This window comes from Streptococcus mitis (assembly GCF_002860865.1).
GTDB lineage: Bacteria > Bacillota > Bacilli > Lactobacillales > Streptococcaceae > Streptococcus > Streptococcus mitis_AT.
This window is the reverse complement of sequence record NZ_PKIE01000013.1, coordinates 1-18,232: the sequence shown is the minus strand read 5'-3', so window position 1 is coordinate 18,232 and position 18,232 is coordinate 1. Positions and strand designations below refer to the sequence as shown.

The 18,232-nt window shown below is 42.1% G+C and carries 16 protein-coding genes, 10 tRNA genes and 2 pseudogenes; 24 read left to right on the top strand and 4 right to left on the bottom strand.

What is annotated here, in order from left to right; translation table 11 throughout:
• The first annotated feature begins 6 nt into the window (after positions 1-6).
• From CYK18_RS10465 to CYK18_RS10420, 10 genes are all read left to right on the top strand, one after another.
• Positions 7-80: transfer RNA gene (locus tag CYK18_RS10465), tRNA-Arg, on the top strand.
• A gap of 15 nt (positions 81-95) precedes the next feature.
• Positions 96-169 (top strand) — tRNA-Pro (locus CYK18_RS10460).
• 5 nt (positions 170-174) lie between these two features.
• Positions 175-248: transfer RNA gene (locus CYK18_RS10455), tRNA-Met, on the top strand.
• Positions 249-261: 13 nt separating this feature from the next.
• Positions 262-335: transfer RNA gene (locus CYK18_RS10450), tRNA-Ile, on the top strand.
• A gap of 12 nt (positions 336-347) precedes the next feature.
• Positions 348-437, top strand: a tRNA-Ser gene (locus CYK18_RS10445).
• A 9-nt stretch (positions 438-446) separates the two neighbouring features.
• Positions 447-520, top strand: a tRNA-Met gene (locus CYK18_RS10440).
• Positions 521-523: 3 nt separating this feature from the next.
• A tRNA-Phe gene (locus CYK18_RS10435) sits at positions 524-596 on the top strand.
• A 20-nt stretch (positions 597-616) separates the two neighbouring features.
• Positions 617-687, top strand: a tRNA-Gly gene (locus CYK18_RS10430).
• 34 nt (positions 688-721) lie between these two features.
• Positions 722-795: transfer RNA gene (locus tag CYK18_RS10425), tRNA-Ile, on the top strand.
• A gap of 6 nt (positions 796-801) precedes the next feature.
• Positions 802-889: transfer RNA gene (locus CYK18_RS10420), tRNA-Ser, on the top strand.
• Positions 890-1,029: 140 nt separating this feature from the next.
• Here the strand turns inward: CYK18_RS10420 and CYK18_RS10415 are convergent.
• Both CYK18_RS10415 and birA read right to left on the bottom strand, forming a co-directional pair.
• Entirely contained in the window at positions 1,030-2,286 is a 1,257-nt protein-coding gene (locus CYK18_RS10415; protein ID WP_101786481.1) for an ISL3 family transposase, read from the bottom strand.
• Positions 2,287-2,497: 211 nt separating this feature from the next.
• Positions 2,498-3,433 (bottom strand): bifunctional biotin--[acetyl-CoA-carboxylase] ligase/biotin operon repressor BirA, encoded by a 936-nt coding sequence (birA, locus tag CYK18_RS10410; protein ID WP_101786479.1) that lies wholly within the window; start codon positions 3,431-3,433, stop codon positions 2,498-2,500.
• 283 nt (positions 3,434-3,716) lie between these two features.
• On the opposite strand from birA, the gene CYK18_RS10405 reads away from it, so the two are divergent.
• The 10 genes and pseudogenes from CYK18_RS10405 to pnuC form a co-directional block, all read left to right on the top strand.
• Positions 3,717-4,910, top strand: a complete 1,194-nt coding sequence (locus tag CYK18_RS10405; protein ID WP_101786477.1) for an O-antigen ligase family protein — start codon at positions 3,717-3,719, stop codon at positions 4,908-4,910.
• Between the two features lie 144 nt (positions 4,911-5,054).
• Positions 5,055-5,498, top strand: a complete 444-nt coding sequence (locus tag CYK18_RS10400; RefSeq protein WP_101786475.1) for a MarR family winged helix-turn-helix transcriptional regulator — start codon at positions 5,055-5,057, stop codon at positions 5,496-5,498.
• 34 nt (positions 5,499-5,532) lie between these two features.
• A pseudogene (locus CYK18_RS10395) lies at positions 5,533-5,724 on the top strand (nuclear transport factor 2 family protein); the annotation flags it as partial.
• 14 nt (positions 5,725-5,738) lie between these two features.
• Positions 5,739-6,467 carry an ATP-binding cassette domain-containing protein gene (locus CYK18_RS10390; RefSeq protein WP_023943913.1) on the top strand — a complete coding sequence of 243 codons (729 nt, stop codon included), beginning with the start codon at positions 5,739-5,741 and terminating at the stop codon, positions 6,465-6,467.
• The gene (locus CYK18_RS10385; protein ID WP_101786473.1) at positions 6,460-7,980 is read left to right on the top strand and encodes an ABC transporter permease/substrate-binding protein; all 1,521 of its coding nucleotides are present in this window, start codon (positions 6,460-6,462) and stop codon (positions 7,978-7,980) included. Before CYK18_RS10390 ends, CYK18_RS10385 begins: the two co-directional genes overlap by 8 nt.
• A gap of 339 nt (positions 7,981-8,319) precedes the next feature.
• Positions 8,320-8,922 carry an ECF transporter S component gene (locus CYK18_RS10380; protein ID WP_101786471.1) on the top strand — a complete coding sequence of 201 codons (603 nt, stop codon included), beginning with the start codon at positions 8,320-8,322 and terminating at the stop codon, positions 8,920-8,922.
• Entirely contained in the window at positions 8,922-9,713 is a 792-nt protein-coding gene (locus CYK18_RS10375) for an energy-coupling factor transporter transmembrane component T (protein WP_180948053.1), read from the top strand. The genes CYK18_RS10380 and CYK18_RS10375 overlap by 1 nt, the downstream gene beginning before the upstream one ends.
• The gene (locus CYK18_RS10370; protein ID WP_020901625.1) at positions 9,689-10,525 is read left to right on the top strand and encodes an ABC transporter ATP-binding protein; all 837 of its coding nucleotides are present in this window, start codon (positions 9,689-9,691) and stop codon (positions 10,523-10,525) included. The genes CYK18_RS10375 and CYK18_RS10370 overlap by 25 nt, the downstream gene beginning before the upstream one ends.
• Positions 10,512-11,312: an energy-coupling factor ABC transporter ATP-binding protein gene (locus CYK18_RS10365; RefSeq protein WP_101786469.1), complete on the top strand. Its 801-nt coding sequence runs from the start codon at positions 10,512-10,514 to the stop codon at positions 11,310-11,312. Before CYK18_RS10370 ends, CYK18_RS10365 begins: the two co-directional genes overlap by 14 nt.
• Positions 11,313-11,632: 320 nt before the next feature.
• Positions 11,633-11,836, top strand: a pseudogene (gene pnuC, locus CYK18_RS10360) (nicotinamide riboside transporter PnuC); the annotation flags it as partial.
• A gap of 166 nt (positions 11,837-12,002) precedes the next feature.
• Here the strand turns inward: pnuC and CYK18_RS10355 are convergent.
• Positions 12,003-12,539 (bottom strand): TetR/AcrR family transcriptional regulator, encoded by a 537-nt coding sequence (locus CYK18_RS10355; RefSeq protein WP_031237576.1) that lies wholly within the window; start codon positions 12,537-12,539, stop codon positions 12,003-12,005.
• Between the two features lie 132 nt (positions 12,540-12,671).
• Here CYK18_RS10355 and CYK18_RS10350 point away from each other — a divergent pair, with 132 nt between their 5' ends.
• Positions 12,672-13,562 (top strand): cation diffusion facilitator family transporter, encoded by an 891-nt coding sequence (locus CYK18_RS10350; RefSeq protein WP_020901629.1) that lies wholly within the window; start codon positions 12,672-12,674, stop codon positions 13,560-13,562.
• 140 nt (positions 13,563-13,702) lie between these two features.
• Here the strand turns inward: CYK18_RS10350 and galR are convergent, their stop codons facing one another.
• A complete protein-coding gene (gene galR, locus CYK18_RS10345) occupies positions 13,703-14,707 on the bottom strand; it encodes a DNA-binding transcriptional regulator GalR (protein ID WP_101786467.1) in 1,005 nt (334 codons plus the stop codon).
• A 164-nt stretch (positions 14,708-14,871) separates the two neighbouring features.
• Between galR and CYK18_RS10340 the strand changes: the two genes are divergently transcribed.
• The 3 genes from CYK18_RS10340 (at position 14,872) to CYK18_RS10330 (ending at position 18,024) form a co-directional block, all read left to right on the top strand.
• On the top strand, positions 14,872-16,050 hold the full coding sequence (locus CYK18_RS10340; RefSeq protein WP_101786464.1) for a galactokinase: 1,179 nt from the start codon (positions 14,872-14,874) through the stop codon (positions 16,048-16,050).
• A gap of 18 nt (positions 16,051-16,068) precedes the next feature.
• Positions 16,069-17,550, top strand: a complete 1,482-nt coding sequence (locus CYK18_RS10335; RefSeq protein WP_101786462.1) for a UDP-glucose--hexose-1-phosphate uridylyltransferase — start codon at positions 16,069-16,071, stop codon at positions 17,548-17,550.
• A 69-nt stretch (positions 17,551-17,619) separates the two neighbouring features.
• Positions 17,620-18,024 (top strand): PaaI family thioesterase, encoded by a 405-nt coding sequence (locus tag CYK18_RS10330; RefSeq protein ID WP_000651202.1) that lies wholly within the window; start codon positions 17,620-17,622, stop codon positions 18,022-18,024.
• Positions 18,025-18,232: the final 208 nt, after the last annotated feature.

Genomic DNA, 18,232 nt, shown 5'->3' with positions numbered 1-18,232 from the left:
TAATGAGCACCCTTAGCTCAACTGGATAGAGTACCTGACTACGAATCAGGCGGTTAGAGGTTCGACTCCTCTAGGGTGCATTTTTCTATTTAACTCGGGAAGTAGCTCAGCTTGGTAGAGTACTTGGTTTGGGACCAAGGTGTCGCAGGTTCGAATCCTGTCTTCCCGATATATGGCGGTGTAGCTCAGCTGGCTAGAGCGTCCGGTTCATACCCGGGAGGTCGGGGGTTCGATCCCCTTCGCCGCTATAATGATCTTGTTGGACCTTTAGCTCAGCTGGTTAGAGCTCTCGGCTCATAACCGAGTGGTCGTAGGTTCAAGTCCTACAAGGTCCATTTGAATATTATGGAGGATTACCCAAGTCCGGCTGAAGGGAACGGTCTTGAAAACCGTCAGGCGTGTAAAAGCGTGCGTGGGTTCGAATCCCACATCCTCCTTTTCATTAACGCGGGATGGAGCAGCTCGGTAGCTCGTCGGGCTCATAACCCGAAGGTCGTAGGTTCAAATCCTGCTCCCGCAATAAGGCTCGGTAGCTCAGTTGGTAGAGCAATGGATTGAAGCTCCATGTGTCGGCGGTTCGATTCCGTCTCGCGCCATTTTTAATTATAGTATGTATGCGGGTGTAGTTTAGTGGTAAAACTACAGCCTTCCAAGCTGTTGTCGCGAGTTCGATTCTCGTCACCCGCTTTGAACTTTGTTCAAATTACCAAGTTTTTAACTTGGGCGCGTAGCTCAGGTGGTTAGAGCGCACGCCTGATAAGCGTGAGGTCGGTGGTTCGAGTCCACTCGTGCCCATTAATTGGAGAATTACTCAAGAGGCTGAAGAGGACGGTTTGCTAAATCGTTAGGTCGGGTAACTGGCGCAAGGGTTCGAATCCCTTATTCTCCGTTTTAATGAGGGTTTATAACTCTCTTTTTTTGTATTTTTAAGAATAGTAGAATAAAAACTTCAGATTTGTAAAACTTAATTGGATTACTTATCTGAAGTTTTTTTGCGCTCTTTGTCAACTGTAGTGGGCTGGAGAAAAGCTAAAATCTAGAAAGGACGAAATTTGTCCTTTCTTTTTTGATATTGAGAGCGATAAAAATTCGTTTTTTGAAGTTTTCAAAGTTCCGAAATCCAAAGGCATTTCGTTTGATAAGTTTAACGAGATTATTGGTCTCTTCCAGTTTGGCTTTAGAATAGGGGAGTTGAAGGGCGTTGACGATTTTCTCTTTGTCCTTTAGAAAGGTTTTAAAGACAGTCTGAAAAAGAGGATGAACCTGCTTTAGATTGTCCTCAATAAGTCCGAAGAATTTGTCAGGTTCCTTGTTCTGAAAGTGAAAAAGCAAGAGTTGATAGAGATTGTAGTGGTGTTTCAACTCTTCTGAATAGCTCAAAATCTTGTCTAGAATCTCTTTATTCGTTAAGTGCATACGAAAAGTAGGGCGATAAAATCGTTTATCACTCAGTTTACGACTATCCTGTTGAATGAGTTTCCAGTAGCGTTTGATGGCCTTGTATTCATGGGATTTTTGCTCAAATTGATTCATGATTTGGACACGTACACGACTCATGGCACGGCTTAGATGTTGGACAATGTGAAAGCGGTCAAGAACGATTTTAGCGTTAGGAAAAAGTTTACTGGCAATATCGTAGTAAGGGCTAAACATATCCATCGTAATGATTTTCACCTGACAACGAACAGCTCGCTCGTAGCGCAGAAAGTGATTTCGGATGATAGCCTGTGTTCTGCCTTCAAGAACAGTGATGATGTTGAGATTATCAAAATCTTGTTCAATGAAACTCATCTTTCCCTTTGTAAAGGCATACTCGTCCCAGGACATAATCTCAGGAAGACGAGAAAAATCATGCTTAAAGTGGAAATCATTGAGCTTTCGAATGACAGTTGAAGTTGAAATGGAAAGCTGATGGGCAATATCGGTCATAGAAGTCTTTTCAATTAACTTTTGCGCAATCTTTTGGTTGATAATACGAGGAATTTGATGATTCTTCTTGACGAGTGAGGTCTCGGCGACCATCACTTTCGAGCAATGATAGCACTTGAAACGACGCTTTTTCAGAAGAATTCTAGTAGGCATACCAGTCGTTTTGAGGTAAGGAATTTTCGACGGCTTTTGAAAGTCATATTTTTTCATTTGACTTCCACAATAAGGACAAGATGGAGCATCGTAGTCTAGTTTGGCGATGATTTCTTTGTGTGTATCCCTATTGATGATATCCATAAATTGGATATTAGGGTCTTTGATATCGAGTAGTTTTGTGATAAAATGTAATTGTTCCATATGATTCTTTCTAATGAGTTGTTTGATCGCTTTTCATTATAGGTCATATGGGACTTTTTTTCTACACAAAATAGGCTCCATAATATCCATAGGGGGTTACCCACTACAAATATTATAGAGCCAGTTTTTTGTGCTCTTTGACAACTGTATAGGGCTGAAGAAATACTAAATCTTTATATATTGTCGTTTTTATGGTTGTGCTAGTTTATTATTACTTCCAACTCTTGAGTGAAATTTCTCCGCTATTGAGCCAGATTTCTTTTCCGTTATCACATTGCACCAAAAGTTTTCCATTTTCAGAGATATCTTTAGCAAGTCCCTTGTAGTCTTTTTTATCCAGTGTGAAAGTAACTTCTTTTCCAAGAACGAATGACTGTTTTTTATATAGGTATAATAACTCATCTGCTGGTGTTTCGAAGAAAGCACGCCAGATTTCTATGATTAATTCATTCCTTGTTATTGGAGCTGTAGTTTTAAATAAGCTAGCAGCTTTTTCTTTTAATTCTTGTGGGAAATCATTAATAGTAAAGTTGATTCCTACTCCAATAATGATATCTGTGACTAAGCCTGTTTCTACAGAGGTCATTGCTTCAGTGAGAATTCCTCCAATTTTATGATTATTTAGGTAGATATCATTGACCCATTTTATGTCGACATCTATTAAAGTTAGGTTCTTAATGGCTTTGTAGATAGCTCCAGCTACAAGTAGTGTGTAGGACGGTAATTTATCGTAAGGAAGATTTGGTTTGAGATGAAGTGTCATATAAATGCCACCTTGTGGTGAGTAGAAAGAACGTTGAAATCGACCTCGGCCTGCTGTTTGATAGGAAGCTAGATAGAGGGTGTTTGCTTCATTCCCTAAATCAATTGCTTCTTTTGCATCCAGTTGTGTTGATTTTGTTTCGGGTTTAAAACTGACTTTAATTGGAAGATTTTCTTCTAGAATCTCGGGAAGAATAAGGTCACCATTCATCAGTTTATATCCTTTGTTTTTGATACTATCAATTTCAATGCCTTCTTGTTCTAGCCGCCTGATGGCTTTCCAAATTGATGTTCGGCTGAGGGATAGTTCTTCTGCGATTTTTTCTCCGCTGATATAATCGGTTTCTTTTGCTAGAATTTGGTAGACGGCTTGGTAGGATTTCATAGCGTTTCCTTTCTTTAGGAATTGTAAATGATTTAAATATAGTTTGGATAGTTGCTTCTAATCTTTATTTTATTACTACTATTTTAACATATGCCTAGTATTTTCGGCACGATTTTTTGGAGTGAATCTAGTCATTAAGCTTGAGTTGTGAAATCTCAGTATTTTTGCTCACTTTTTTACCTAGGGAAGCGTTTCCTTTGTTTTCAAATTGCTAAAAAAGTGGTACAATATAGAATAGCTTACTATTATCTGAATCAACTGATTTGGAGAGAAAGGATTCATTTTGAAATCAATAGGCTTTATTGAAAAGCTGAAAGGGTTGTCTAGTAAAGAGCTGATTTTATTGGGGATTATCCTGAGTATCTTTTTACCCTTTTATCTTTTTGTAGTTGTATTCTGTTTATATATTATCAGTTTAATTTTCACAGGAGACATGAAAAGTATTCTTCAGAAAATGGGGGAGCATCCGATGCTGCTTCTTTTTCTTGGCTATAGTACTGTTATATCCGTTTTTGCACAAAATTGGATGGGTCTTGTAGCTTCAGTAGGAATTTTTCTATTTACTGTTTTCTTTTTGCACTATCAGTCGATTTTATCACATAAATTCTTTCGATTGATTTTGCAGCTCGTCTTGTTTGGTAGCGTCTTGTCAGCTGCTTTTGCGAGTTTAGAACATTTCCAAATTGTGAAGAAATTTAACTATGCTTTTCTTTCACCCAATATGCAGGTGTGGCATCAGAATCGTGCAGAAGTGACCTTCTTTAATCCTAATTATTATGGAATTATTTGTTGTTTCTGTATCATGATTGCTTTCTATCTGTTTACAACGACTAAGTTGAATTGGTTGAAAGTATTCTGTGTGATTGCAGGCTTTGTTAATCTCTTTGGATTGAACTTTACTCAAAATCGAACTGCCTTTCCTGCTATTATCGCTGGAGCCATTATCTATCTATTTACAACCATTAAAAACTGGAAGGCCTTTTGGCTTAGTATTGGGGTCTTTGCGATTGGCTTGAGCTTCCTCTTTTCCAGTGATTTGGGAGTTCGGATGGGAACTTTAGACTCTTCTATGGAAGAACGCATTTCTATCTGGGATGCTGGGATGGCCTTGTTTAAGCAAAATCCTTTCTGGGGTGAAGGGCCATTGACCTACATGCACTCGTATCCTCGTATAAATGCTCCTTATCATGAACATGCTCACAGTCTTTATATTGATACGATTCTGAGTTACGGAATTGTGGGGACTATTTTATTAGTTTTGTCTTCTGTTGCTCCTGTTCGCTTGATGATGGATATGAGTCAGGAGTCGGGGAAACGCCCGATTATCGGTCTTTATCTGTCTTTCCTTACAGTTGTTGCTGTACACGGAATCTTTGACTTGGCCCTCTTTTGGATTCAGTCAGGTTTCATTTTCTTGCTAGTTATGTGCAGTGTTCCATTGGAGCATCGAACTTTGGTATCGGACATGACGGATTAAGTTTATAAGATTAGAATCTTCTACCTTGGGTGGGAGATTTTTTTACTGGGAAAAATTATTTCTAAATCGAAATAGTTGACAGTTAGAATAATGAGTGTTACAATTGCTTTATTCGTTTCGATATCGAAATAAATTGGAGGTGTCATGAAAGATAGTCATTTGGTAGCCCATCATATTCGTTTGTTGAATGGGAGGATTTTTCAAAAGTTACTGAGCCAAGATCCTGAAGCTCTTTATCGGAGTGAACAGGGGAAGATTTTAGCGGTTTTATGGAATAGTGAAACTGGCTGCGCAACTGCGACAGATATTGCGCTTGCGACTGGGCTTGCTAATAATACACTGACGACGATGATTAAAAAACTAGAGGAACAAAATCTTGTAACTATTAGTCCATGTGGGGAAGATAAGCGTAAGAAGTATTTGGTTTTAACAGAGTTGGGGCAGTCTCAGAAAGAAGTGGGGCATCGTGTCAGTCAGAAATTGGATACGATTTTTTACAAAGGATTCACCGAGGAAGAAATTCATCAGTTTGAAGCCTTTCAAGAAAGAATTTTGGCTAATCTGAAAGAGAAGGCAAATGAGGATTAAAATGGAGCAAATTAGCTGTTTATAAGTAAAGACCACTTTTGACTTTGTTTTCCAACTCTTAGGACAAGGAAACTATGTGGTTAGCTATGGTCAGACTCAGATTGGTGGAGTTGCCTATGCTCAGTGCGATATCTTCCATCTAGAAAATAGGAAAATTGTGGAACATTGGGACAATAAGGAAGTTATGCCTAAGGTCGAAGACTTGACCAACCGAGGAAAGTTTTAAATTGAGGACAAAGAATGATTGAATACAAAAATGTAGCTTTACGTTACACAGAAAAAGATGTCTTGAGAGATGTCAATTTACAGATTGAGAATGGGGAATTTATGGTTTTAGTTGGACCTTCTGGATCCGGTAAGACGACCATGATCAAGATGATTAACCGTCTTTTGGAACCAACTGATGGAAATATTTATATGGATAGCAAGCGTATCAAAGACTATGATGAGCGTGAACTTCGTCTTTCTACTGGTTATGTTTTACAGGCTATTGCTCTCTTTCCTAATCTAACGGTCGCGGAAAATATTGCCCTGATTCCTGAGATGAAGGGCTGGACTAAGGAAGAAATTGCTCAGAAAACAGAAGAGCTTTTGGCAAAGGTTGGTTTACCAGTAGCTGAGTATGGGCATCGTTTGCCTAGTGAATTATCTGGTGGAGAACAGCAACGGGTCGGTATTGTTCGTGCTATGATTGGTCAGCCTAAGATTCTCCTCATGGATGAACCTTTTTCAGCCTTGGATGCTATTTCTCGCAAACAGTTGCAGGTTCTGACTAAAGAATTGCATAAAGAGTTTGGGATGACAACGATTTTTGTGACCCATGATACGGATGAAGCTCTGAAATTGGCGGACCGTATTGCTGTCTTGCAGGATGGAGAGATTCGCCAGGTGGCGAATCCCGAGACTATTTTAAAAGCTCCTGCAACAGATTTTGTAGCAGACTTGTTTGGAGGTAGTGTTCATGACTAATTTAATTGCAACTTTTCAGGATCGTTTTAGTGATTGGTTGACAGCTCTATCTCAACATTTGCAGTTGTCACTTTTGACCTTGTTATTAGCTATTTTTATCGCGATTCCCTTGGCTGTTTATCTTCGCTATCATGAGAAATTGGCCGACTGGGTCTTGCAGATTGCAGGGATTTTCCAGACCATCCCGTCTCTGGCCTTGCTGGGGCTCTTTATCCCCTTGATGGGAATTGGAACCTTGCCGGCTTTGACAGCTCTAGTGATCTATGCGATCTTTCCGATTTTACAAAATACCATCACTGGACTCAAGGGAATTGATCCGAGTCTGCAAGAGGCTGGGATTGCCTTTGGGATGACCAGATGGGAACGTCTCAAGAAGTTTGAAATTCCACTTGCCATGCCTGTTATGATGTCTGGGATTCGGACGGCAGCTGTCTTGATTATCGGTACGGCAACCTTGGCTGCCTTGATTGGTGCAGGGGGGCTGGGTTCCTTTATCCTTTTGGGAATTGACCGTAATAATGCCAGTCTGATTTTGATTGGGGCCCTTTCTTCTGCAGTGCTTGCCATTGCCTTTAACTTCCTGCTAAAAGTGATGGAAAAAGCAAAATTGCGGACGATTTTTTCTGGCTTTGCCTTGGTGACTATATTGCTCGGTCTGTCTTATAGCCCAGCTCTATTGGCTCAAAAAGAGAAAGAAAACTTGGTTATTGCTGGGAAATTGGGACCGGAACCAGAAATTTTGGCCAATATGTATAAACTCCTTATTGAAGAAAATACCAGCATGACTGCGACTGTTAAACCAAATTTTGGGAAAACAAGTTTCCTTTATGAAGCTCTGAAAAAAGGTGATATTGACATCTATCCTGAATTTACTGGTACGGTTACTGAAAGTTTGCTTCAACCATCACCCAAGGTGGGTCATGAGCCAGAGCAGGTTTATCAGGTGGCGCGTGATGGCATTGCCAAGCAGGATCATCTAGCCTATCTCAAACCCATGTCTTATCAAAATACCTATGCTGTAGCTGTTCCGAAAAAGATTGCTCAAGAATATGGTTTGAAGACCATTTCGGACTTGAAAAAAGTGGAAGGGCAGTTGAAGGCAGGTTTTACGCTTGAGTTTAACGACCGTGAGGATGGAAATAAGGGCTTGCAATCAATGTATGGTCTCAATCTAAATGTAGCGACTATGGAGCCAGCTCTTCGTTATCAGGCTATTCAGTCAGGTGATATTCAAATCACGGACGCCTATTCGACTGATGCGGAATTGGAGCGTTATGATTTACAGGTCTTGGAAGATGACAAACAACTCTTCCCGCCTTATCAAGGGGCACCACTGATGAAAGAAGCTCTTCTCAAGAAACATCCAGAGTTGGAAAGAGTTCTTAATAAATTGGCTGGTAAGATTACAGAAAGTCAGATGAGCCAACTTAACTATCAAGTGGGTGTCGAAGGCAAGTCAGCAGAACAAGTAGCCAAGGAATTTCTACAAGAACAAGGTTTGTTGAATAAATAACTTAAAAATGCTGAACCCAACTTCCTTAAACGACTAACTAGAAGAATGCTCAGACAATTTCGTCTGGGCTTTTTTGGTGTCAGAATTAATGATTTTCATTTTTAAATGGAAAATAAGAGGAAATTTTCAGGATTTTCTAAAATTTTACTGTAAATACACTTGACTATTCACAAAATTGGTGTATAATGTGTTGTGAACTACTTAACAAATAAGGATTTTCCAGCTCATGTCGACTAAGGATGGAAATCTTGTGTATAGACAGTTCAGTAGATATATAATAGAGCGTTGCGTCCGAAAGTCTATCCAGACACGGCTCTTTAAAAACAAAAGGAGAAGATTATGAAAACAGAACCGATTCATCGTACCAGTATGTGGAAATTTAAGTTAAGTGCTGCCACCATGACTTTGATTCCCGCTGCCGTGGGGATTAACTATGTTGCCAAAGCCTTGGCGGAGGGGTTAAAGTTGCCCGTTTGGCTGGGGTCTTTGGGAACCTTTCTTACCAGCATGTTGGCTGGGCCGGTTGCCGGTGCCATTAGTGGTTTCATCAACAACGTGATCTATGGGCTGACCTTATCGCCAATTTCAACCGTGTATGCGATTACCAGTATCGGAATTGGGATTGCTGTCGGAGTTTTGCACGCCAATGGGTGGTTCTCGTCAGCGCGACGAGTATTTGTTTCTTCTATTATTGTTGCCATCGTTTCAGCTGTCATTTCAACGCCTCTCAATGTCATCTTTTGGGGTGGTCAGACCGGTATCGCTTGGGGTGACTCATTGTTTGCGGTAATGGTTGCCAATCATGTACCAGTGTGGCTGGCCTCATTTACCGATGAGTTTGTCTTGGATATTTTGGATAAAGTCTGCGTGGCCTACCTGGCATTCTTCATCTATCGTCAGCTGCCGAAGCGGATGGAGCACTTCTTTAGAGATGATAAATGATGACTGATAAAACATTGATTTCTGGAGCGCCACGGGTCAAGCTCAAGTGGTACCAGGTGATCGATCCGATTACTAAGCTCTTGTTCATCTTGGACATGACGTTGTTGAGCTTTGCCAGTATGAATTTATTGCTTCAGGCCGGATTAATTCTTGTCGCAACACTGCTATTGTTATTTTCCAAATTGAGTTCTACCACCTTTAAGGCGCTGGGATTCAGCCTGTTTCTGATTTGCACCATGCTGATCATCCAAGGGTTATTTTACAGTCAGAATCAAACTGTGCTGTTTTCTGTGCTTGGGGTGTCGTTCTACAAAGAAGGCCTGATTTACGCCACCACTCTGGGTTGTCGAGTATTGGTGATTATTTTGACCAGTGGCTTTTTTATGGTGACCACGAGTATTTCAGAAAACGCGGCCTATTTGGAACTGTCCGGATTGTCTTATAAAACCGTCTACGTTCTGATGTCGGTGTGTTATATTTTGCCGGAAATGATGCGCAATATGCGGAAAATCCAGCAGGCACAAAAAGTTCGCGGAACCAATCCGCAAAAAACGTTGATTCAGAAATTAAAGTCAGTCCTGCCGGTTCTGATTCCATTGGTGATTAAGACCTTGGATCAATCGATGACGCGGTCGATTTCTCTCCAACTGAGAGGTTTTGATAATCTCAACCGGACTGTCAGAACCTCCCAGCGCGTGTATCGCCTGTCGCGGACGCTGCACATTGGTCTGACTGGATTGGCAATTTTATTGATTGGGTGGAAGATATGGACGAAGATAAACGGATTGTAATTGAAAATTTGACCACCCGTTATCCGGGTACTGAGCAACCACAACTGCGTCAGATTAACGCGGAGGTTCATACCGGCCAGGTGGTTGGGATTATCGGGAATAGCCACTCCGGCAAATCGACTTTGTGCCGTGTACTGGCAGGGGTCATTCCCAAAATTGTGTCTGCTGAGATTGAGGGCGACTGGCACATGTTTGGCCAGCGAGTGTCCGACAATTGGCCCGTTTATAATGCCATGAATGGAGTTGTACTGCAAAATCCAGCTGGCCAACTAAGCGGGTTGGCAGACACGGTTGCCGATGAAATCGCCTTTGACTTGATTAATCAGGGAATGGCTGAAGGACTGATTCAAAAACGGGTTGAAGAAGTTGCCACGCAAATGGGGTTGATTGAACAGCTGAATTTGCGTCCCGAGAGCCTTTCCGGTGGTCAGATCCAGCGGTTGGCAATTGCCACGGCGATTGTGGCTAATCCGGCTGTTTTGATTATGGATGATCCGACCAGTGAGATGGATCCCCTTGGCCGCCGGCAATTTTTCCAATGGCTGGCCCAAGTCAAAGAGACGACTGTCTTCATTGTCACCAGTGAAATTGACGATTTGTGCGAAGTCGCCGACGTTGTGTGGGTGCTGCACGAGGGTCAAATGGTAGCCCAGGGCAGGCCGGGTGAGGTGTTTAATCATTTGGTAGCTGACTGGCAGATTCCAGCCCCGACAATCCAGCAACTTGCTCAAAAAATGGATTGGCACTTGGCTGATGGCCGGTATCCGGTGAATTACGCTGATCTGAAGGAGGTTCGTTATGTCCACAATTGAACTGAGCCACTTGACGTTCACTTATCCGGAACGGTCCTTTAGCTTGGATGTTGAAGACAAACACTTCACCGATCCGATGGTGGCGATTGTCGGTCAAAATGGTGCCGGCAAATCAACGCTCTTCAAATTGTTGACGGGCTTACTGACACCACAAACCGGTGTGATTAAGATCGATGGAGAAAATTTTAATGATCTTAAACCAGTCGAAAAGTTACTGAAGGTTGGGATTACTTTTCAGAATCCTGACGATCAGCTTTTCAATCCGACCGTTCAACGAGAGGTGGAGTGGAGTGTTGCGCAGGTCATGGATGACCACGACACGATTACGAGGCGGGCTTTAGAGGCTCTAAAAAGAGTTGGCTTGGATGATAAAACAGCTGAAAGTCCATATGACCTGTCATTGTCGGAACGCAAGCTGTTGAGCGTTGCCACAGTTTTGGCAGTGGATCCGGCGATTTATTTATTTGATGAGCCGATGATGTCGCTTGATTGGGAAAGCCGGCGCAAGTTGACCGCAATTTTCCATCAGTTGGCTGATTCGGGCCACCAAGTTGTGACCATCACCCATGACATGGATTGGGTCGCCGCCGAGTTTGAGTCGGTATATGTTATGGAACACGGGAAGTTTAGCTTCGCCGGCAATCCACGGGAATTGTTCAGCGATCGCGAACTTGTCCAGCGAGTGGGATTACTACCACCACGGATTATGGACATAGCGGAGTCGCTGGGTGATTCACAGACATATTTATCGGTTAATGATTATTGCCAGAAAAATCGAGATGTATAGAAAAAGTCACCTCTGCGGGTTTTCCAGGTTGAAGGATTAACTTCAGCTTCTGGCAAGAACTCACATGGGTGACTTTTGTGTTTAATAACGTTTCATGATCATCGGGTGCTTCCTCAGATCACTCGGTTTGATTTTACTTTGTTTCATGGTCATAATCATATACCATTTCTTTTGGATTTTTTGTTTGACTAATACAAAATAGGTTTTCATAGGTCTTCGCATTTTTAGCGCCCATTAGGATCATCAGTATAATTTTCTGAATTAGGAGACTGTCCCATCACTATTCGAACTTCGTCTCCCAACTTACGCTGTTCTCATTCAATGGTGTAGGCCAAATCCTCATGACAGCTGTTTACCGTGAACAATGGATATTCTGGGCAGCAACTAATGTCTTTTCAATCTATCTCTGGTGGGGAGAAAGCCTGCAAATCCAAGGGAAATACTTGATTTATCTCATTAACAGTATAGTTGGTTGGTATCAATGGAGCAAGGCTGCTAAGCAGAATACGGATTTACCTAACTAAGAATAGATGTTTGAAAGTACTGTTTTAAGTTTTGGGATAAAACAGACAGAGTTGATAATCAAGGATTTTATATTATGAAAAAGAGGATCGGCGGGTCCTCTTTTGTTGTTGAAAAGATAAAAAACTCAGTAACCAAGAAATAAGGCAACTGAGCTCTATTTGCTATTCAATTTTTAGGAATGAGAAGGTCTAGATAAAATTGGACAACTTCCTGGTCTGTAAAGTCTTGTCCTTTTTTGAGCCACCAGGTCAATGTCTCGACAAAGTTGGACACGACTAAGTGTTGGAGGTAAGAAGTAGGTAGATTAGGGTGAGCTTCTTTTAAATCATTAGCCATCAGGGAATAGACATGGTGTTCTAGCTCTTTATGGAGTTGACGGAGGAAGTAGTCATTTTTGGAAAATAGCAGACTGGTGATATGGTCTTGATTTTTCTGAAAATGCAGAAAGAGGTGGGCGAGATAATCCTCGGTTGAAATGGACTCCTCTCTTTCAAAGAGGTGATGGAAGAGGTAGCGGCAAAGCTCGTCCAGAAGTAGTTCCTTGCTCTCATAGTGACAGTAAAAGGTGGATCGTCCCACATCTGCGAGATCAATGATATCCTGAACTGTAGTGGATTCGTAGCCCTTCTCGTTCAAAAGTTGTAGAAAAGCTTGATAGATGGCTTTTTTTGTTTTGCTGATACGGCGGTCAATATTAGTCATATGGACATTTGAGGCAAATTGTTCAGAACTGAATAAAGCTGACATTTTGCTTCTATCCTTTCTTTGAGTTTTAGTAGATAATAATAATGAACAAGGTGTTCATAAATCTATTATAACAAAGGAATGAGAAAGATGAAGGCAAAATATACTGTTTGGGTAGCTTTTTTCTTAAATTTAAGCTATGCTATTGTTGAGTTTATCGCAGGAGGCATCTTTGGTTCGAGTGCTGTTCTTGCTGATTCTGTCCATGACTTGGGAGATGCTATAGCTATTGGCATATCGGCCTTTTTAGAAACAATCTCAAATAGAGAAGAAGATAGGCAGTACACCTTGGGTTACAAGCGATTTAGTCTTTTAGGGGCACTTGTGACTGCTGTGATTCTTATCACAGGATCCATCCTAGTGATTTTGGAAAATATAACTAAACTTTTTAATCCACAGCCCGTTAATGATGAAGGTATCCTCTGGCTAGGGATCATTGCAGTCAGTATTAATGTGCTAGCTAGTCTAGTAGTTCGCAAGGGAAAGACAAAGAACGAGTCAATTCTCAGCCTGCACTTTTTTGAAGATACTCTTGGTTGGTTGGCTGTCATTCTAATGGCGATTATCCTCCGATTTACAGATTGGTATATTCTTGATCCGCTCTTATCTCTTGTCATTTCCATCTTCATTCTAACAAAAGCCATTCCACGTTTTTGGTCTACACTCAAGATTTTCTTGGACGCTGTGCCGGAAGGAGTAGAGACTGGTGATTTGGAGAAGGATTTGGATGCTCTGACCAATGTCAAAAGTGTCAATCAACTTAGTATTTGGTCCATGGATGGTCTGGAAAATAATGCCATTATCCATCTCTGTTTAGAAGATTGGGAGCAGATGACGGAAACAAAGAATCAAGTGCGTCAGCTCTTAGAAGAAAGAGGTGTGCAGAATATTACAATCGAAGTGGATACCAGCCAAAGCAATCATGCGCAACATAAGCGGAGGGTAACAGCCTTAGAGCAACCCCATGGGCATCAACACTAGAAAAGAGGCTGGGGAAAAGTCTTTAAAAGTGAAAAGCGCATAGTGTCAGGCATTAAAAAAACTTGATACTATGCGTTTTATTGTGGGGACATTTACTTCATTTTATCTTGAAATTTAGTTTTTGCCTAGATTCTAATATCTTAATCATTCCTTGTACTCTCTCTCAATGTCAGTCTGGTTCCCAGCATGGTCAGGCTAGGGATTTTGCGACCGTGGAGTACTTCCTTATTAAGAATATCCATACCTGCCCGGCCCATTTCCTCGGTATAGACCGTGATGCTAGAAAGGGGTGGATAGACCTGCTTGGTCAGACTAGTGTCGTTAAAGGAAATAAGACTGACGCGGTCTGGCAGGCTGATTCCAGCTTCTTGGAGGGCACGGAGGGCACCGATGGCTAAACTATCGCTGGCTGCGAAAAAGGCTGGTGGGAGTTGGTCTCCCAAGCTCTGAATGGCCTCCTTCATCAAGTCATAGCCAGACTGGGCGGTAAAGCTACCTTGAAAGACCAGTTCATCATGATAGATTCCTTTTGTTTGACTGTAGTTCTTAAAGTTTTCCAGACGCTTATCCTCAATGATTTCTTCTTGGTCTGTTGTTTCCTCAAGCCCTGTTAGAATCCCGATACGATCAAGTCCTTGGCTGAGGAAATAATCGACAATCTGTTTCATGGCAGTGTAAAAATCCGTGATAATGCAGGTGTGTCCTAGTGAAAGAGTATCACTGTCTAGAAAGACAAGAGGCTTTTGGTATTCTTCAAAGGTAGAAATCTGAGCTCGGCTAAACTTTCCGATGCAGAGAATCCCAATCACTTCTTCGCTCAGGGTAAAAGGATGGTCATTAAAATAGCGTAAGATATCATAGTCCAGTTCTTGGGCTCTTTTTTCTATTCCTAGGCGAATCTGGTAGTAGTAGAGGTCGTCCAGCTCCCCTTGTTCACTGACCCATTGGATAATAGCAATCTTTTGCTTGGGTTTGTGGGACTCGCCTGTCTTGAGGTGCTTGGTGTAGCCCAACTCTTCAGCGACAGTTAAAATACGGTGTCTGGTTTCTTCTGTAACAGATAGGCTCTGGTCGCGGTTGAGGACGCGGGATACGGTCGCGATAGAGACAGAGGCTAGCTGTGCAATGTCTTTTAAGGTAGCCATAAATCCTCCTTCTTTTAAGTTAGTATATCATATTTTTCTACCTTTTACCGATAGTTTAGTAAAATTTTAGTAAAAAGGATTGACCTTGGGAAATCCCTTGGATACAATAGAAGAAAACGATTACACGTTAAGGTGACTTAACGGACAGTAAAAGGAGAAATCATATGACACAACATCTTACTACTGAAGCCCTTCGTAAAGACTTTCTTGCCGTTTTTGGTCAAGAAGCGGACCAAACTTTCTTTTCACCTGGCCGCATCAATTTAATTGGTGAACACACGGACTACAACGGTGGGCACGTTTTTCCTGCTGCTATTTCCTTGGGAACTTATGGGGCGGCTCGCAAGCGTGACGACCAAGTCTTGCGTTTCTACTCAGCTAACTTTGAGGACAAGGGCATCATCGAGGTGCCTCTCGCTGACCTCAAGTTTGAAAAAGAGCATAACTGGACCAATTATCCAAAAGGTGTCCTTCATTTCTTGCAAGAAGCAGGCCATGTCATTGACAAAGGGTTTGATTTCTATGTCTTTGGGAATATCCCAAATGGTGCTGGCTTGTCTTCATCAGCATCATTGGAACTCTTGACAGGGGTCGTGGCAGAGCATCTCTTTGATTTAAAATTAGAGCGTCTCGATTTGGTTAAAATCGGAAAACAAACAGAAAATAACTTTATCGGAGTCAACTCTGGTATCATGGACCAGTTTGCTATCGGTATGGGTGCAGACCAACGTGCTATTTACCTTGATACCAACACCTTAGAGTATGATTTGGTACCACTTGATTTGAAGGACAATGTCGTTGTTATCATGAACACCAACAAACGTCGTGAATTGGCGGATTCTAAATATAATGAACGCCGTGCTGAGTGTGAAAAAGCTGTGGAAGAATTGCAAGTTGCCTTGGATATTCAGACCTTGGGTGAATTGGATGAGTGGGCCTTTGACCAATACAGCTATCTGATTAAAGATGAAAATCGCTTGAAACGTGCTCGCCATGCTGTGCTTGAAAACCAACGTACCCTTAAAGCGCAAGCAGCCCTTCAAGCAGGTGATTTGGAAACATTTGGTTGTTTGATGAATGCGTCACACGTTTCCCTAGAGCATGATTATGAAGTAACTGGTTTGGAATTGGACACCCTCGTTCACACAGCTTGGGCACAAGAAGGTGTTCTCGGTGCTCGTATGACAGGGGCAGGTTTTGGCGGATGTGCCATTGCTTTGGTGCAAAAAGATACTGTTGAGGCATTTAAGGAAGCTGTAGGCAAACACTACGAGGAAGTAGTTGGGTATGCTCCAAGCTTCTATATCGCTGAAGTTGCAGGTGGCACTCGCGTCCTTGACTAGTCAAAAGGAGGCTCTATAGTGACCTTAGTAGATAAATTTGTAACACATGTCATTTCTGAAAGTTCATTTGAGGAAATGGATCGAATCTACCTGACCAATCGTGTCTTGGCACGAGTGGGAGACAGTGTTTTGGAAGTTGAGACCAACCTGGATAAATTGATTGGCCTCAAGGACCAGCTGGTTGAGGAAGCCGTTCGATTAGAGACGATTGAGGATAGTCAGGCTGAGCGTGAAATCCTTGGTGCTGAATTGATGGACTTGGTGACTCCTTGTCCGAGTCAGGTCAATCGTGACTTTTGGGCCACCTATGCTCAATCTCCTGAGCAAGCGATAGAGGATTTTTACCAACTCAGTCAGAAGAATGACTACATCAAACTCAAGGCCATTGCTAAAAATATCGCTTATCGTGTTCCATCTGATTACGGTGAGCTTGAAATTACCATCAACCTCTCTAAGCCTGAAAAGGATCCCAAAGAGATTGCGGCAGCCAAGTTGGTGCAAGCTAGTAATTATCCTCAGTGTCAGCTTTGTCTAGAGAATGAGGGCTACCATGGTCGAGTCAACCACCCAGCCCGTAGCAATCACCGAATTATCCGCTTTGAAATGGCGGGTCAGGAGTGGGGGTTCCAGTATTCGCCCTATGCTTATTTTAATGAGCACTGTATCTTTTTAGATGGTCAGCATCGTCCCATGGCCATTAGTCGTCAGAGCTTTGAGCGTCTGCTGGCTATCGTAGAGCAGTTTCCGGGCTATTTTGCTGGCTCTAATGCCGACTTGCCGATTGTGGGGGGGTCTATTCTAACTCATGATCATTATCAGGGAGGCCGTCACGTATTTCCTATGGAATTGGCTCCCTTGCAAAAGACCTTTCAATTTGCTGGTTTTGAGCAGGTTAAGGCTGGGATTGTCAAGTGGCCAATGTCAGTGTTGCGTTTGACTTCAGATTCCAAAGAAGATTTGATCAATTTGGCTGATAAGATTTTACAGGAATGGCGCCAGTATTCAGATCCAAGGGTGCAAGTCTTGGCAGAAACAGACGGGATACCGCATCATACCATTACACCTATTGCCCGTAAACGCGATGGACAGTTTGAGTTAGACTTGGTTTTACGGGACAATCAGACATCGTCAGAGCATCCTGATGGCATCTATCATCCTCACAAGGATGTCCAACATATCAAGAAGGAAAATATCGGCTTGATTGAGGTCATGGGCTTGGCTATCTTACCACCTCGTTTGAAAGCAGAAGTGGAGCAAGTTGCAAGCTATCTTGTAGGAGATGATGAAGCAGTTGCAGACTATCATCAGGAATGGGCAGACCAACTCAAAGTCCAACATCCAGACCTAACAGATAAAGAAAAAGCCCTTGAAATCGTCAAGGACTCTGTGGGTGCCATCTTTGCGCGCGTTCTAGAGGATGCAGGAGTTTACAAGCAGACGGAGCAAGGACAGACAGCCTTTATGCGCTTTGTGGAACAGGTCGGAATTTTGCCAGACTAGGAGCTTTCTCCTTGCACAGTCCTATAAAAAGTAGTATCATAGTGTCGTTTGAACTATCAGGAGGAAACGATGAAAGATTTTCATTTTGATGCTATATCTGCCTTTGAAAATTACGAAATTGAAAAAATGAGAGATGGTCATGTTGTGGTGACGACCAAAGTGGTGGACTCGTCGCTCAACTACTATAGCAATGCCCATGGTGGCTATCTCTTCACCCTTTGTGACCAGATTAGTGGTTTGGTGGTTATCTCGCTGGGGCTTGATGGAGTGACGCTCCAGTCCTCTATCAACTACCTCAAGGCAGGAAAACTCGACGACGTGTTGACCATTAAAGGAGAATGTGTCCATCATGGACGCACAACCTGTGTCGTGGATGTGGATATCACCAATCAAGAAGGCAGAAATGTCTGCAAAGCAACCTTTACCATGTTTGTCACAGGCCAGCGGTCAGAAGACAGACAGGTAAGGATATAGATAAACAAAAAAGAGGCTCACACCCAATGTCATTAAGTTAGTGATCTAACTACTTGAATAGGAGGTGTGATTGAGATCATCAAAGTGATTCTCTATCGTATCTTCTATTTTTTTGCATGACAAATAAAGGTTTTTTCACCCTATTTTTTGAGATTTATGTTACTCTATAGATGAAATCAACTACCGATTGGGTCTTTATCTTTCTTTG

What these genes read in the sequence shown, in the direction of transcription:
- CYK18_RS10415 (WP_101786481.1), bottom strand. Translation starts at nt 2,286, where the DNA reads ATGGAACAATTACATTTTATCACAAAACTACTCGATATCAAAGACCCT.
- CYK18_RS10340 (WP_101786464.1), top strand. Translation starts at nt 14,872, where the DNA reads ATGACACAACATCTTACTACTGAAGCCCTTCGTAAAGACTTTCTTGCC.
- CYK18_RS10400 (WP_101786475.1), top strand. Translation starts at nt 5,055, where the DNA reads ATGAAAGATAGTCATTTGGTAGCCCATCATATTCGTTTGTTGAATGGG.
- galR (WP_101786467.1), bottom strand. Translation starts at nt 14,707, where the DNA reads ATGGCTACCTTAAAAGACATTGCACAGCTAGCCTCTGTCTCTATCGCG.
- CYK18_RS10390 (WP_023943913.1), top strand. Translation starts at nt 5,739, where the DNA reads ATGATTGAATACAAAAATGTAGCTTTACGTTACACAGAAAAAGATGTC.
- CYK18_RS10330 (WP_000651202.1), top strand. Translation starts at nt 17,620, where the DNA reads ATGAAAGATTTTCATTTTGATGCTATATCTGCCTTTGAAAATTACGAA.
- CYK18_RS10375 (WP_180948053.1), top strand. Translation starts at nt 8,922, where the DNA reads ATGACTGATAAAACATTGATTTCTGGAGCGCCACGGGTCAAGCTCAAG.
- CYK18_RS10355 (WP_031237576.1), bottom strand. Translation starts at nt 12,539, where the DNA reads ATGACTAATATTGACCGCCGTATCAGCAAAACAAAAAAAGCCATCTAT.
- CYK18_RS10365 (WP_101786469.1), top strand. Translation starts at nt 10,512, where the DNA reads ATGTCCACAATTGAACTGAGCCACTTGACGTTCACTTATCCGGAACGG.
- CYK18_RS10385 (WP_101786473.1), top strand. Translation starts at nt 6,460, where the DNA reads ATGACTAATTTAATTGCAACTTTTCAGGATCGTTTTAGTGATTGGTTG.
- CYK18_RS10350 (WP_020901629.1), top strand. Translation starts at nt 12,672, where the DNA reads ATGAAGGCAAAATATACTGTTTGGGTAGCTTTTTTCTTAAATTTAAGC.
- CYK18_RS10380 (WP_101786471.1), top strand. Translation starts at nt 8,320, where the DNA reads ATGAAAACAGAACCGATTCATCGTACCAGTATGTGGAAATTTAAGTTA.
- CYK18_RS10370 (WP_020901625.1), top strand. Translation starts at nt 9,689, where the DNA reads ATGGACGAAGATAAACGGATTGTAATTGAAAATTTGACCACCCGTTAT.
- birA (WP_101786479.1), bottom strand. Translation starts at nt 3,433, where the DNA reads ATGAAATCCTACCAAGCCGTCTACCAAATTCTAGCAAAAGAAACCGAT.